Origin of the sequence: Rudanella paleaurantiibacter, from assembly GCF_009184635.1 — a bacterium.
Taxonomy (GTDB): Bacteria; Bacteroidota; Bacteroidia; order Cytophagales; family Spirosomataceae; genus Rudanella; species Rudanella paleaurantiibacter.
Map to the genome: position 1 here is coordinate 103,146 of NZ_WELI01000015.1, position 15,265 is coordinate 118,410.

Genomic DNA, 15,265 nt, shown 5'->3' on the forward strand with positions numbered 1-15,265 from the left:
GTAGTTATTCGTCATGCCCCTCAAACAGGCCAAGCAGTTTTTCTAAACGTGGCCTGAATGATACCCCAATAGGCACCTGAATCCGACCAAGCCAGATGGTGCTGCGGTCGAAACTGGTGATTTTGCTTGTGTTGATTAAGTAGGATTTATGCACGCGCATGAATAAACGGGGTGGAAGCAGATTTTCGAGCGTTGAGATTCGCTCATTGACCGTGTAGATAGAATCGCCGGTAAACACTTTGGAATAAATACCGAACGCTTCAACATAAAAAATACTACTGTACTCAAACCGCTGTACTTTTCGTCCCATTTTAAGGTAGGCGACATCCGTCTCAATCAGATGCTGCGGGTGACGGGTGCGTTGTAAAGCCCTGCTGATGGCCATGTGTAGCCGTTCGAGGGTAAAGGGTTTGAGCAAAAAATCGACCGCCCGGCCAATCTCGTAACTGTCAACGGCATATTCAGGATAAGCACTGACGATAATGACGGGCGGGAGCTGCGTATTGGTCTTCAGTAGGGTTAAACCAGAGGTGTGCTCCAGCCGGATATCCAGAAAGATCATATCAGGAATTTGGCTCCCGATTTGCTCAATGGCTTCTTCCAGAGTGGGCACTATACCCAGGCATTGATACAAGCCCAGGGCGTCGAGCATCGAAACAAGCTGCCGGGCGTCGTCGACGTTGTCATCAACAATCAGGTACTGCTTAATCATTTAGCACAATGGATGAGAGGTGTCAACTGTATTGTCAAAATGAATAAAATCCATAGAAAAACTTCTCAATATGCTTCATTAGACGATGACGGCTTTATAATGAACCAGACTATTTTAGCACGGATGTAATGGTGGAGAGTAACCGAACGGTGAAGCTAAACCGAACAGATACCTGCGGTTGCTGACCAAAGATAGCTACATTTTTCTTGCCATTTTTTGTCGTATAGAGGTGCTTAGGCGCTAATACAGATCATGAAACTCATCGTTTAGGATAGTAAATATCGAGTTTAGGGCAATAAAATGCTTATTGAGCACAGGTTAGATACTATTTTATTCTTCAAAAAAGAGCCCGTCCGAGCCCTATGGGCCGACTCTTCAATTGAGGGTATCAAAACACAAATTGGCGATAATAAATAGACTTTTTGCATCAATGGCTCGTGCTGGATACCTACAAACAAACAAAGTGTCATGGTTTTTGTAACTATCCAAATGTGTCATACTTATAGCAAGCTGACACCTTAAGCAGCCCGCTATGTCAATATCAGTTTGTACCGTCTGGGTCAGTTTCTGGCCAGCCCCTGAGGCCACCGCTCCACGCCCCCCTAATCTGATTATCCAAAGCTACTTTCATAAATATGTTTACGTATATACGTAAGCGTTATCGAAGTGTCCGCATTTTATTAACTGGTTTTTCACCTAAATCTGGCCCATCCAAAAAAGCCCTCAACAGGGGTCAGGGGCATCGTATATCTATGAAAAAGCACATTTACTTTCTGACCAGTCTGATTGCTCTGATTTGGCTTGGTGGTACACTCGCCCACGCGCAGATGAAAATCGGGGCAAACCCCGGCATTATTGGCTCATTAAGCAACCTCGAAGTCGAAGCGACTAATGGTAACAAGACTGTAGTTGATAAAGCCACCGGCGCAGTAAGCATAACGGCTACCGCCGATCCCCTAAAATTGGTTGGCTTACAACCAGCAACGGGTTCGGAAACGGCCCTTTTAATTGACGGTAACGGAGTGGTGAAAAAACAGGGAACAACCATCAGCATTCCAACCGTGCGGGCTTCAGGGGGTACTTCGGCTAACTTCGATGCCACATCGCTTGGTTCTCTACGAAAGACACCCATTAACACCATGTCACTCAATGATGGAGGTTTCTCAACAAACACCAACAGCTATACCATTGCCACCAATGGTATCTACATGATATCAGGGGTGATTTCATTCAACTACACTACTCAGAATAATACCGTCGCTATCACTGCATATGTGGTTGTCAATAATACATCTATTAAAATAAACGACGTGGGTGGTGCAAGTTATGCCAACGGTCCGGGTAAGGCTGTTATGTCGGGATCGGTAACGATACCACTAAATGCGGGGGATATACTCTACTTAGCCACGCAATCTTGCGGCCCAAACAGTACGGCATGTCCTCAGACGTACACAATAACTCCAGATTTGACCAATCTGACTATCACAAAGATGTTGTAACCTATCAATCAACAGCCTCATGTCATACCCTCAACACATTCACCCGTTACAGCGGCTCCGGGCCGAGGTGACCTATATCGCCGACTTTGGCGAAATACGGCTCCCCACCGATGGAATGTACGCCTTTAGGTTGCAGATCAGCGATCCGGGCGGGCCACCGGGCACGGTCTATCACCTCTGCCTGTACTACAACAATGTGCTGGAAGACCGGGTAGAACTGAGCTTTTGGGCGGGGGCAGTTTGTACCACCACCCTTGGCGCCTGCGGACAGGCCGGAATGTTGGTGAGTCTGCGTATTCGGCAACAATTGCTGAACGCGTGGTGGCTCTGGACCAACGGCTCGCCTATGGCGCGGCCCAGCCTGCGCGGGACGTTGCTGCGCTACTGGCGCGTGGATGAGCCGCGAACCGGTGATAGCAGGCTCTACAGCGACGAATCGCGCTGGACTAATTTCTTTTTCTGCGATCTGCCTCAAACAACTGCCTAAAAAGACTACGACAAGCTAAAATAAGAATTCTTAAACAAGCACAAATCAGCCTGCTACCAGGCACACAAAACCAATGAAACAACTGATTTACGTATTCACGCTCCTGCTGGGCGGCTGGCTTTTGCTGCCCGGAGCGGCCCAGGCTCAGGTAAAAATCGGAGCCAACGCCAAGACCATCGGCCAAAACAGCAACCTCGAAGTAGAAGCGGCTAATGGGAATAAAACGATTGTGGATAAGGGAACAGGAAACGTAGGCATAGGTACTACAACACCTGGCAACAACTTAGAGGTTAACTCAGGAACAAGTGGTAAATCTGGCTTGAGATTTACTAATCTTAATAATTCAACAACAGGAGCCACGAGTGGCGCGAAAGCTTTGGGAGTAAATAGTAGTGGTGATGTAGTCACTGTGGAGGCCAGTGCAGTTCCCATTTACGTCCCCACTCTTAAAGCTGCTATTAATGGATACTCAGTAAGTGTACCTCAGAGTTCAAACACGCTTGGTTTGTCGACGCCGGAATTTAATACGATCCCTGGAGCGTCTGTCTCGGGAAATCAGGTGGTTTTACCCCCAGGTTTGTACAGAGCCAACTTTACGTTCTCAGCTCAATTCCGTTCTGCTGATATCTCTAACATTTCCACAGCCTATTTGTATATAAATGGCACCGGGCTTCAAGGTATTAGTAGTTATTCCCCGGCTGGAGCAAACGGTGGTGCTTATTCGGGCGTAGTTTCGTTCAGGTTGTCAGCTCAAAGCACAGTGACTTTTGTAAACAATGTTCAATCGGCGGGGACTTTTGAGTTATTTGGCGGGTTGGCTAACTCAAGTGTAGCTATTGAAAAATTGCAATAGTCGTAACACCACCTGTGTAAACCTCTACCCCACCCGTTCGGCTACAATCTGCTTGAGTACCTTGAGGATGCGAAAGATGTCAAGGAGGTCGTCGGAGGTGGCTGAGTAGCCGGGGCTGATAGCATACTGGCGGTCTTCGAGCGTCATAAACTGCCAAAGGCTACCCACCACGTAGCAGCCATACACAGGCAGGTCGGGCGAGGAATACAAGTTACATCTCGCTCAGAGATTTGATTTACACACATCTACGAACAAGGCTGTACACTACTCCACTTACCAATTATTTCTGTATGAGGTACGCTGTCTATAACTCGCCCCAAACAAATGTTGGGTCAGCTCGTCGGCATTGCCGTGCCCGGCTGGTGGGTCGGCGTGGGATGGGGCACCGGAAACGAAGGACTTTAGCATTAGGCGCGCGGGGCATTCGATATCCGTTATCCAAAGAACACTACGCTGCCACAACCAAACGGTGGCTGACCTGCCTGCTGATTCGGTCCCTGCAACGGCAACAGTCCGGAGAAGCAGAGACTTATGAACCATTTTTTAAAACCGACTTTACATGAAAAAAAGTCTATACTCGCTTCGCCGATTGTGCAGTTTGCTGTGGCTCCTGTTGTCGGCTACGGCCGTGCTGGTTCAGGCGCAGCAGACCCAAAGCGCGGTGTTCGGCACGGTGCAGGTTCACCCCAATGGCGGCAAGCTCGCGATCTACCAGTCGCTCACGTTTGTGAACGGCTACGTGATTACGCCCCGGTCCTCACCCGCCGACAATATCAGTTTCCGGCCCGGCAGCGGCTACACGGGCGCGTCGGACGCGAGCCACGTAAACGGTTACGCCGAAGTGGTGGGCACGGGTGCGTTTACCTTCCCCATTGGCAATGGCACAACGCTACGACCGGCGGGGATCAGCGCGCCTACGAGTGGCACCTTTCAGGCTGCTTATTTCGGTACTAATCCGGGGGTAGCCAGCCTGCCTACCGGCGGGCCATTTAGTACAGCGGCTCTCGGTACGGGCGTGTCGGCCGTGAGCAATACAGAATATTGGGACATTAATGGCCCATCAGCCGTGAACCTGACCTTGAGCTGGAATGCTGCCAGTTCCCTCAGCAGTCTGGTTGGCACTAATCTGTCGGACCTGATTATGGTGGGTTGGAACGGCTCGCAGTGGGTGAGCCTGGGTGGAGTGGCCACGGGTACGCTGGGCGGCAGCGGCACCATCACGACCACCACACCCGTAGTGCCCGACACCTACACGGCCTATACCTTTGGTAAGGTGGGCAGCACCATAACGCCCCCAACGGGCAGCACGGCCTGCGGCATTGTGATTCATGGGCCAACGAACGTGGAGGTCCACCCCGGCGGTACAATGGCCGTGTATTGCGACGTAACGTTTATAGACGGGTACGTGAACACGCCCCGCCCCACGCCGAACGACAACATTGTATTCATGCCCGGCACCACGTATTTCGATGCGTCGGACGATAGCCACGTGAACGGCTACGTGGAAAAGGTGGGTAACACGGCCTTTGTGTTCCCCGTGGGCGATGGCACCGCGCTACGTCCCGTGGGTATGTCGGCTCCCGGGTCTGTTACATCTACGTATCAGGCGGCTTATTTCAGTACCAATCCCACCTCCGCTACGCTCCCCACCGGCGCGCCCTTCAGCACCAGCAGCCTCGGTGCGGGCGTGTCGGGGGTGAGTCCGGTGGAGTATTGGGATGTGAACGGCAGCAGCCCGGTTGACCTAACCTTTACGTGGGATGCCAATAGCAACCTTAGCACCCTGACGGGCGGCAACCTGAACGACCTGATTATGGTGGGTTGGGACGGTAGTAAGTGGGTGAACCTCGGCACCCCCACCACCACCGGAACGCTGAGCAGCACCGGTACGCTATCGGTGCCGGGCATTACGCCCAATACCTACACCGCCTATACGTTTGGCAGCAAGACCGTTGTAGCGCAGCCGCCTGTGGTGGCCATTTTCACCCCGGCCAATGGTTCGCAGGCTTCCGTTAGTCCGCCCATTGTGGGATCAGCAACGGCAGGAGCGAGCGTGACCGTCAATGGTGGAGGCAACAGCATAGGCGGGCCGTGTATAGTAACGGCCGCCAGCGACGGAAGCTGGACCTGCACCAGCCTGACCTTTACGACGGGCCTGGGGCATACCATTACGGCTATTGCGAGCAATTCAGCCGGCACCAGCAACACCGCCACCAGCAGCTTTGTGGTGCCGGCCACCTGCCCCAACCCCTCGGTGGGTGGCATGGTGAGCTTTGCGGGCATGTTGCCGTTGTGCAGCACGGCGAACACCGGCACGCTGACCTTGAGCGGACAAACGGGCAACGTTTTGCGCTGGGAAACCAGCACCAACGGGGGCAGCACCTGGAGTACGGTAGCCAATACAACCACCACGCTCAGTTTCAGCAACGTGCAGAATAATGGGCAATACCGGGCCGTGGTAAATGCGGGCGGTAGCTGCGCCGATGCCGTGTCGGCACCTATAACGCTCACCACGAGTGCGGGAGCCTGTGGTGGAGGTTCAGGGCTAGTTACGTGCGATTACCCGGCGGCTGTGATTACGAAGTGATGTTCTCCAACAATAAACCCGCCCGTTTGGGCAACCAATAACCAATGAAAACGAACCGAATTTCACTCGCTTTCTTCCTTGTACTCACGGCCCTGCTGGGCCTATCCGATGTAACCCTGGCGCAGGTTAAAATTGGCAACAACCACCAGACTATTGGCCAGAACTCCAACCTGGAGGTGGAAGCGGCCAATGGGAATAAGACCGTGGTTGACAAAGCTACCGGAAGTGTGGGCATTGGCACAGCCACTCCTTCCAACAAATTACACGTAACTGATTCTGCTGACCCGCTCAAAATAGAAGGGCTACAGACGGGAGTAAATGGTGATGTTGGATTGGTAGTTACTGCTGATGGGGTTGTTAAGAAAGCGGTAGCGGAAGCCACGCCGTTGGTACGCTTTCTAGCTTCTTTATCTACTACAGGACAGGTATATCCGACTGGTAGCACTCAGGATGTCAAATTTCATAATGTAGATTTTGACACCTATCCTGGAAGTGCCAATACAACCAGTTCGACCATTAAGGTTCCAAGAGATGGGTATTACCAAGTTATATCCAACATTCACTTCTACGATGTAGGTACCGGGGGTAACCAAAGTTTCTGTATTTACTACAAAAAGAATAATGTCATAATCAGTGGATTTGAAGCTTGCTTTAGGAACACACAGCCACAACGTCAGGCAAGCTCAGCTGTTACAGTTTTGAAGCTGGTTGCTGGCGATAGTGTCTCAGCCATGCTTGTCAACGTTGGTACGCAGGCCCAGACAGTTACTGGCTCTAATCTTCAGGTTGTTGAATTGCGTTAAGGGCTATACCTCGTTATAGGCTTCTGTTGGAGACTGCATTTCTAATAACCCATAGGATCAACTATAAACTGGCAAAAGGCTTCGAGTGAGTCGAGTCGACGGGTAGAATGCATCAAAGGTCAGTAAGGTCGTTGGAGGTAGCTTCTGGGAGACAGGAGGTAACACATCAACGGCTACTATAAAGCAAGGCTTTCGAGCCAGTACGAAAAAATATAACAAGATTGTTCATCCAATCCCATGAAACGACTGCTACACTTTACCGTGTGCTGGCTGCTCCTAACCACGGCGGGCTTTGCCCAAAGTAGCCTGTACGGCAATATGGAGGTGCATCCGGGTGGGAAGGTCGGGGTATATAACTCCATGACCTTCAACAGCGGCTACATCAGTACGCCCCGGCAGGCTCCGCCGTCCAACGTGGCCTGGGCACCGGCATCGGCCCCGGCTGGCGCAGCCAACGGCAGCCACGTCAACGGCTACGCCGAAACCTGGGGCAATACGGCTTTTACGTTCCCCATCGGTAACGGCACTACGCTCCGCCCGGCCGGTATCTCGGCCCCCGGCAGCGGTACGTTCTCGGCGGCTTATTTCGGCACCAACCCCGGAGCGGCTACGTTGCCCACGGGCGGGCCGTTCAGCACGGCCAGTCTGGGGACGGGCGTGACGGGGGTGAGTCCGGTGGAGTATTGGGACATCAACGGCCCCTCGGCGGTGAACCTCACCCTAAGCTGGGATGCCAACAGCAACCTCAATACGCTCACGGGCGGCACCCTCAGCAGCTTAGTTATTGTGGGTTGGGACGGCACGAATTGGGTGAATCTGGGCGGCACGGCTACGGGCACCCTCTCCGGCACGGGCACCATTACGACCACCACGCCCGTGATTCCGAACACTTATACAGCCTATACGTTTGGGTCGGTGAGTACGGTTACCTGCGCTACGCCCACCGTAGCGGGGGCCGTTAGCTATCCGGGCGGGCAGGTGCTCTGCGCCAGCAGCAACGCCGGTAGCCTCACGCTCACCGGCCAAACCGGCACCGTAACGGGCTGGGAAACCAGTACCGATGGGGGCACTACGTGGCAGGCCATCACGGGCACGGCGGGCAACGCATTCTATACGTTCATCAACGCCCAAAACGGGCAGCAGTACCGGGCCATCGTCAGTAACGGGGCCGGGTGCCAGAGCCTGTCGGCCACGGCGGTGAGCATTGCCACCAGTAGCACGGCCTGCACCGCCACAGGCTGCGACCGCCCGGCCGGTACGGTGGCCATCAATACGACATCGGAGGCTACCGGTTCTAATCTGGTCAATCAGGTGATTCTGACGGATGCGTCGGGGGTGATTCAGTACGTATCACCGGCGGGCAGCGGGACGCTGTCGAATGTGGCAGCGGGCAGCTATCTGGTTTATCAGGTTACGTTCGACAACACGCAAACGCCCCTGCCCACCCTAACGCCGGGAACCAGCCTCACGGCGATGGGTGTGGGGGTTTGCATCAAATTCTCCAATCAGTTAACGCTGAACGTTTGCGCACCGCCCACGGTGCGCATCAGCGGTCCCGCGCCCGGTGCCGTAGTCACCACCACTACCCCGCCCATTACGGGCACAGCCACACCGGGTACGAGCGTCACGCTAACGGGGCCGGGTGGTCAGCAGTGCGTGGCAACAGCGGCTAACGATGGTTCCTATACGTGTACGAGTCTAACCTTTACGGCTGGGCCGCAGACCGTTACGGCGGTGGTTTGTACGAGCGTGGGATGCGCGTCGGCCACCACGAACTTCTCGGTCAATGCCTGTTCCAACCCCACGGTGGCCGGTACAGCCTCGTTCACGGGTGGCACGCTCTGTAGCGTTGCCAACGGGGGCACTATAACCCTCAGCGGGCAAACGGGTAACGTAGTGCGGTGGGAAACCTCAACCGATGGCGGCACCAGCTTTACGCCCATCGCCAATACTACAACGAGCCTGGCGTTTACCAACGCCCAGAATGGGCAGCAGTACCGGGCGGTGGTGCAGAACGGGGCCGGTTGCACGGCAGCAGCGTCCGCGCCCGTCACGCTCACGACGAGTGCCGGGGCCTGCCCGGTGAATTGTACCGTACAGGCCAGTGTGATTACGAAATAGAAACCAACCATTAACCCGCCCGGCTGGGCGATCAATTCCAATGAAAATCAATCAACTCTTTTACGTTTTTTTACTGCTTGCCGGTCTGTTGCTGTTGCCGGAAGCAAGCCGCGCTCAGGTCAAAATCGGCAACAATTACACCACCATCGGTAGCAACAGCAACCTGGAGGTGGAAGCCACAAATGGCAAGAAGGTAATTGTGAATAAGGCCGATGGTAGTATGGTGATCGAAACAACCCCTACCTCCACTTCTGCTTCGGATAAGCTATTGGCGGTTGACGGTGCCGGTAAGGTGGTAACGGTGGACCGGACGACGGTTATTAGCTCGGTTTCAGCAACGGGAACCCTACCTGTAGCTCCTTACATACGCCTTGAGGGTACATTTCCCTACCAGACAAATATAGGCTATAATGGCTCATTATCAAGTACGGGAACGATTAAAGGGCTATCTACTACGTTTAGCAACTTAATCAATTACAATAGTTCGACTGGTGATATAACAATAACTTCTCCCGGAGTTTATTTTATCACCTTTTCAATTCTTCCTTCCAATCTGAGCACTGCGGCTACTCAAAATGATGTCTGTGCTTTTCTGGTGAAAAATGGTGCATTAGTTGAGGTTTCATGTTCACGTTCACAAGATTATGTTGGTACTACCGCTGTCCTTACTGGCCTATATAAATTCGGTGCGAACGACATCTTATCACTACGGTTGTCTACCTCTTCAAACCTTGGCATCACAAGCAATTACTTACCAAAGGTTAGCATCTACAAGATGAGTGATTAATCGGTTAGGCCATGTGAGTTAGGGTTGATCAACTCAGGCTTGCACAGCTTACTTGACTGTCTATCGCTGCTCTGTCAGCCAATATCTTCTTTCACAGTTCATCTAAACGCATGAAACGACTGCTACACATACTTTGGCTGGCGTTGCCTATGCTCCTGCTCGTTCCGGTAGCCCAAGCCCAAACGGGCAGCGGGGTGTTCGGTAACGTAGGGGTGCATTCGGGCGGCCACATGGGCGTCTATGGCAACCTAACGGCCGTATCGGGCTACGTGGTGACGCCCCGACCCGAACCCACGGCCAACATTAGCTGGCAACCCGGCGCGTCGCACAGCGGCACCTCAGATGCCAGCCACGTAAACGGCTACGCCGAGGTAGTAGGTAACACTGCCTTTACGTTTCCCGTGGGGAATGGCGCGGTACTACGGCCAGCAGGCATGTCGGCTCCCCCAATATCGGGGACGTATTCGGTGGCTTATTTTAGTACTAATCCATCGAGCGGTACCCTACCCACGGGCGGGCCGTTCAGCACCTCGGCTTTGGGGTCGGGCGTAACAGGCATTAGTCCGGTGGAATATTGGGACATCAATGGTCCCGGTGCCGTGAACCTCACCCTAAGCTGGGACGCCAACAGCAACCTCAGCACCCTGACGGGCGGCAACCTGAGCAGCCTGATTGTTGCAGGCTGGGACGGTAGTAAGTGGGTGAACCTCGGTGGTACGGCTACGGGTACACTTAGCGGCACGGGCACCATCACGACCACTACACCCGTAGTGCCAAACACCTACACAGCCTACACCTTTGGTACGGCCAGCACCTGCGCCACGCCCACGGTGGGCGGTCTGGTGAGCTTTGCGGGCAGTCTGCCCCTCTGCGACCAGAGCAACGTAGGGAGCCTGACACTCACCGGCCAAACCGGAGACGTGGTTCGCTGGGAATCCAGCACGAACAACGGCCTCACCTGGCAGCCCATTGCGGGCAGCGCGGGTAAGGCGTCGTACAACTTCGTCAATGCGCAAAATAGCCAGCAATACCGCGCCGTGGTGAACAACGGCACCGGCTGCGCCGACGTTTCGGCTACGTCTGCAACCCTTATCACCAGCAACACAGCCTGCCAGACGGCCCTGTGCGACAGCCGCACGGGTAGCCTGAGCATCAATGTGGTAAGTCAGTCGAATGGGTCCAACATCACGGCGCAGGTCGTGGCCGTCGATTTGGCGGGCGTGATTCAGGCCGTTTCAGCACCGGGCGGTAACGGGGTGGCGGGCCTAGCTCCGGGAACGTATCAGGTGTATCACGTCACCTTCGATAACACCCAGACGCCCCTGCCTACCCTGTCGGTCGGCACGGCATTATCAGTGGTGGACGGTAGCTGTGTGCAGTGGTCTAACGGGCTGCTGTTCGGTGTATGCCCGTCCCTGCCCACCGTGGCTATCACCAGCCCGGCCCCCAATACGCTGTTAAGCAGTCTGACCCCGCCCATTACGGGTACGGCCACGCCAGGTAGCAGCGTAACGGTGACAGGTGGCCCCGGCGCAACAGGCGGGCCGTGCATCGTGACGGCTTCCAATACCGGAAGCTGGACCTGCACAAGCCTGACCTTTACGTCTGGCCGTAATAGTGTGTCGGCCGTTGCAGGCAACTCAGCGGGGCGGAGTCCGATAGCCACCACCCCGTTTGTCACGCTGGCGGAACAGACCTCCTTTGTGTGCGGCACGAGCGCGTATCTGTTCCAGAACCCAAGCGGTTCTCCAACCGATGTCATCAGCGTGAACCTGCAATCGGGTGTTGGTACGGTAGTAGCGCAGGACATTGTAGCGGCCCCTAATCGCGAGATGAACGCCCTAGGGTACAACACGTTGGATAACTTTATCTGGGGCTATCGACTGGGTACGAATCAGATTGTACGGATTGGAGCCGGCTGGGGTACCCAGGTCGTGACCATTCCCGGCCTGCCGACGACCCTCAACTTCAATGTGGGCGATGTGGGGCCGGATGGGGTACTGTATCTGTATGCCACCAGCACTACGCAGATCTACCGGGTGGATGTAAACCCAACGTCGCCCACGTTTCTGACGCTATTGCCCAGCCTGACGACCACTGCTTCGGGTATAGCCGACTGGTCATTCAGCCCGGTCGATGGTAATATGTATTCGGTCGATAATACATTCCAGCTGTTGCGTTTCAACCCTACGACGGGGGCGCGCACCGTAGTTGGTGCCGTAACAGGCACGGCGATTCGTGCTACAGATAGTGGTTTTGGAGCCGCCTACATGGATCTCGACGGAAGTTTGTACCTCGGTAACAATGCCAACGGGCAGATATTCCGTATTGTCAATCCGCACACAGGTGGCCTGGCGGCTACGCTGTTCTCGGTCGGCCCAGTCTCGGCCAACAACGACGGAGCGCGTTGCCCGGCTGCCCCCGTTGTAGAACCGCCCACGGTCGCCATTACCGGCCCGGCTCCGGGTGCACTCGTCACCACAACTACTCCGCCCATTACGGGTACGGCCACCCCCGGGACGCCGGTGACAGTCGTTGGCCCCGGCGGTCAGCTCTGTTCTACCACAGCCAGCCAGGCCGGTAGCTGGACCTGCGCGAGCCTGACCTTCACACCCGGCTCACAGACCGTCACGGCCATTGCCTGTTCGTCGGTGGGGTGCAGCACGGCGACAACGAGCTTCACCGTAGTTGCTCCGCCAACGCTGATCGTTGATCCTCTTCCGCCCACCGGCCCAACAACGGGTACGGCCACGCCGGACGCCCAGATTGTGATTACCGATCCGGGTGGGCGAACGCTCTGCACCACCACGGCCAGCCGTTCGGGTACGTATAGCTGCCCTGTCACCCTGCCGCCCAGTTTGACCAACGTGATTGTCACGGCCTGCAACCTGGCGGGCTGCACCAGTCAGACCGTAACGCCTTTGCCCAGCCTGACAGTTGCTCCGCCTGTAAGTCCTGGGCCACCCACGCAACCCATTACGGGTACGGCAAATCCGGGGGCACAGATCACCATCACCGGACCTGGTCCGGTTACGCTCTGCATCACCACGGCCAGCAGCAGCGGTACGTTTAGCTGTCCGGTCACCTTACCCCCCGGCGAAACGAACCTGACTGTAACGGCTTGCAATTCGGCGAGTTGCGTGACGCAGCCCACCAGCCGCACGGTGATTGGACCGCCTGTTGTGATCGTAGATCCTGTGCCGCCTACCGGCCCTATTACGGGTACGGCCACGCCGGGTGTAGCCCTGACGCTCACAGACCCCACGGGCCAAACCCTGTGTACAACGACAGCCAGCCAGTCGGGCACGTTTAGCTGCCCTGGTCCGCTGCCACCGAGCCTGACGAGTGTGATCGTGACGGCCTGTAATGTAACGAGCTGCGTCAGCACGACAGCTCCGGTGCGGCCTTCGCTGGTGATTGATCCACCGGTACGTCCCGGCCCGCCTACGCAGCCAGTAACGGGCACAGCAAATCCGGGCGCGCAGATTACCCTGACGGGGCCTGGCCCGGTGACGCTTTGCACCACCACTGCAAGTAGTTCGGGTACGTTTAGCTGCCCCGTAACGCTGCCCGATGGTATAACGACCCTGACGGTAACAGCCTGCAACGCGGGTGGCTGCACCAGCCGACCCGTAACACTGACAGTAGCCCAGCCGCCCGTAACAATGCCCGACATTGCCAACACTAACCCCGGTACGCCGGTGACGGGCAACGTGCTGACTAACGACCGCGACCCGCTCGGACTGCCCCTGACTGCTTCACTGACAACCCCGCCCACGGTGGGAACGGCCACACTCAACCCCGATGGCAGCTACACCTATACGCCCCCCACGGGCTTTACCGGCACCACCTCGTTCTGCTATACGGCGAGCAATACGGCCGGTCACAGCAACAGTGCCTGCGTGACGGTGAATGTCGTGCCCGCGCCCCAGTCGGCCCTGGCCAACAACGCGCCCGTGGCCAGCAACCTCAACACGCAAACCACGCAGGCCGTACCGGTGACGGTGAACCTGCTGACCAACGTGAGTGACCCCGACAACCCTAGCACAGCCAACGGCCAACTGAACCGGCCCACGCTGCTAAGTCAGCCCGCCCAGGGCACGGCGGTGGTTAACAACGACGGTACTGTGACCTACACGCCACCGGCTGGCTTCACCGGCATAGTCAGTGTGCCGTATCAGGTGTGCGACAAAGCAACTTCGCCCCTGTGCAGCACGGCCCTGCTGACGGTGAACGTGCAGCCAACACTCCCCACAGGCACCACCATCTCGCCGGTAGCTACCGATGGTGTGCTGATTACGCCGGTGAACACCCCAGCGATGGGCACGGTGGCCACCAACAGTTACGACCCACAAAACCTGCCCCTGACCTATACCGCAGGGCAGCCGCAGAGCGGAACGGTTGTGATGAGTTCGACGGGGAGCTATACGTTCACGCCCGCGCCGGGCTTCGTGGGGCCGGTTAGCTTCACCTATGCTGCCTGTAACTCGGCTGGCAAGTGCAGCCCGGCCACGGTATCGGTGCTGGTGCAACCGGCCCCCGTGGGTGGCCTTGTCCGGCTGAACGTGCGGATGCTCTTGCAGGGGGCGTTGTTCAACGTCGGCAGCGGTACACTCATGCGCGACGACCTGCGGGCGGGCGGCTATTTACCCGCCACCTCGCCCTACTCAGCGTCGGTCAGCCCGCGATTTAGTCAGAGCGGTGGCGGTGGTAGCGAAACCACAACGTCGGCTGTGCTGTCGGTGACAGGAACCAACGCGATTGTTGATTGGGTGCTGGTCGAACTGCGTAGTGCAGCCAACCCAACACTAATATTGGCTACCCGCTCCGGTCTGCTTCAGCGCGATGGTGACGTGGTGTTGCCTGCTGATGGTACCTCACCGCTTACGTTCACGGGCCTGACGGGTAATCAGTACTACGTGTCTGTGAAGCACCGCAATCACCTCGGCGTGATGACGGCCACGGCCCTACCATTGAGCAGTTCAGGTACGGTAGTCGACTTCTCAATTATGACATCGTCTCAGATCTACGACCAGCCTGGCGCAGTGAACTACAACGGCAACGAAATGGTGACCGTCAGTGGGCGGCAGGCTCTGTGGGCCGGTGATGCCAACGCTGATGGCAAGGTAAAGTATGCCGGTACAGCTTCGGACCTGACCACCGTGCTGAATGAAGTCATCACTGCTCAGACCGGCAACAGCAGTCCGACCTACAACTATGACTTCGCCTTTGGCTATTTCTGGGGCGATGTGGACCTCAACGGTAAAGTGAAATACCAGGGATCGATCAACGACCCAACCTGGATTTTCAGCAACGTGGTGGCTACCTACATACTAAATACTGGACCACTCTATAACTACGACTTTTTGGTAGAGCAGTTGCCCTAATCGGTAATGGCTGAACGGGTGAAAGACAG

10 protein-coding genes are annotated in these 15,265 nt (G+C 55.8%); 8 read left to right on the forward strand and 2 right to left on the reverse strand.

Annotation, left to right across the window (positions count from 1 at the left end; genetic code table 11):
* Window positions 1-4: 4 nt before the first annotated feature.
* Window positions 5-712 (reverse strand): LytR/AlgR family response regulator transcription factor, encoded by a 708-nt coding sequence (locus tag F5984_RS24575; protein WP_152126806.1) that lies wholly within the window; start codon window positions 710-712, stop codon window positions 5-7.
* A gap of 752 nt (window positions 713-1,464) precedes the next feature.
* Between F5984_RS24575 and F5984_RS24580 the strand changes: the two genes are divergently transcribed.
* The 3 genes from F5984_RS24580 to F5984_RS24590 all read left to right on the forward strand — a co-directional run bounded on the left by F5984_RS24580 (window position 1,465) and on the right by F5984_RS24590 (window position 3,551).
* The gene (locus F5984_RS24580; RefSeq protein ID WP_152126807.1) at window positions 1,465-2,211 is read left to right on the forward strand and encodes a hypothetical protein; all 747 of its coding nucleotides are present in this window, start codon (window positions 1,465-1,467) and stop codon (window positions 2,209-2,211) included.
* Between the two features lie 19 nt (window positions 2,212-2,230).
* Window positions 2,231-2,698 (forward strand): hypothetical protein, encoded by a 468-nt coding sequence (locus F5984_RS24585; RefSeq protein WP_152126808.1) that lies wholly within the window; start codon window positions 2,231-2,233, stop codon window positions 2,696-2,698.
* Between the two features lie 73 nt (window positions 2,699-2,771).
* Entirely contained in the window at window positions 2,772-3,551 is a 780-nt protein-coding gene (locus F5984_RS24590; protein WP_152126809.1) for a hypothetical protein, read from the forward strand.
* 24 nt (window positions 3,552-3,575) lie between these two features.
* Here F5984_RS24590 and F5984_RS24595 read toward each other — a convergent pair whose 3' ends face one another.
* On the reverse strand, window positions 3,576-3,761 hold the full coding sequence (locus F5984_RS24595; RefSeq protein ID WP_152126810.1) for a hypothetical protein: 186 nt from the start codon (window positions 3,759-3,761) through the stop codon (window positions 3,576-3,578).
* A 349-nt stretch (window positions 3,762-4,110) separates the two neighbouring features.
* On the opposite strand from F5984_RS24595, the gene F5984_RS24600 reads away from it, so the two are divergent.
* The 5 genes from F5984_RS24600 to F5984_RS24620 all read left to right on the forward strand — a co-directional run bounded on the left by F5984_RS24600 (window position 4,111) and on the right by F5984_RS24620 (window position 15,236).
* A complete protein-coding gene (locus tag F5984_RS24600) occupies window positions 4,111-6,138 on the forward strand; it encodes a hypothetical protein (RefSeq protein ID WP_152126811.1) in 2,028 nt (675 codons plus the stop codon).
* Window positions 6,139-6,182: 44 nt separating this feature from the next.
* Window positions 6,183-6,941: a hypothetical protein gene (locus F5984_RS24605; protein WP_152126812.1), complete on the forward strand. Its 759-nt coding sequence runs from the start codon at window positions 6,183-6,185 to the stop codon at window positions 6,939-6,941.
* Window positions 6,942-7,178: 237 nt separating this feature from the next.
* The gene (locus F5984_RS24610) at window positions 7,179-9,062 is read left to right on the forward strand and encodes a hypothetical protein (protein ID WP_152126813.1); all 1,884 of its coding nucleotides are present in this window, start codon (window positions 7,179-7,181) and stop codon (window positions 9,060-9,062) included.
* 40 nt (window positions 9,063-9,102) lie between these two features.
* Entirely contained in the window at window positions 9,103-9,849 is a 747-nt protein-coding gene (locus tag F5984_RS24615) for a complement C1q domain-containing protein (RefSeq protein WP_152126814.1), read from the forward strand.
* Between the two features lie 110 nt (window positions 9,850-9,959).
* Complete coding sequence (locus tag F5984_RS24620; RefSeq protein ID WP_152126815.1) at window positions 9,960-15,236, forward strand: Ig-like domain-containing protein; 5,277 nt, start codon at window positions 9,960-9,962, stop codon at window positions 15,234-15,236.
* Window positions 15,237-15,265 lie beyond the last annotated feature (29 nt).

Coding starts and splice junctions, on each gene's coding strand:
- F5984_RS24600 (WP_152126811.1), top strand. CDS start 4,111: ATGAAAAAAAGTCTATACTCGCTTCGCCGATTGTGCAGTTTGCTGTGG.
- F5984_RS24590 (WP_152126809.1), top strand. CDS start 2,772: ATGAAACAACTGATTTACGTATTCACGCTCCTGCTGGGCGGCTGGCTT.
- F5984_RS24580 (WP_152126807.1), top strand. CDS start 1,465: ATGAAAAAGCACATTTACTTTCTGACCAGTCTGATTGCTCTGATTTGG.
- F5984_RS24620 (WP_152126815.1), top strand. CDS start 9,960: ATGAAACGACTGCTACACATACTTTGGCTGGCGTTGCCTATGCTCCTG.
- F5984_RS24575 (WP_152126806.1), bottom strand. CDS start 712: ATGATTAAGCAGTACCTGATTGTTGATGACAACGTCGACGACGCCCGG.
- F5984_RS24605 (WP_152126812.1), top strand. CDS start 6,183: ATGAAAACGAACCGAATTTCACTCGCTTTCTTCCTTGTACTCACGGCC.
- F5984_RS24585 (WP_152126808.1), top strand. CDS start 2,231: ATGTCATACCCTCAACACATTCACCCGTTACAGCGGCTCCGGGCCGAG.
- F5984_RS24615 (WP_152126814.1), top strand. CDS start 9,103: ATGAAAATCAATCAACTCTTTTACGTTTTTTTACTGCTTGCCGGTCTG.
- F5984_RS24610 (WP_152126813.1), top strand. CDS start 7,179: ATGAAACGACTGCTACACTTTACCGTGTGCTGGCTGCTCCTAACCACG.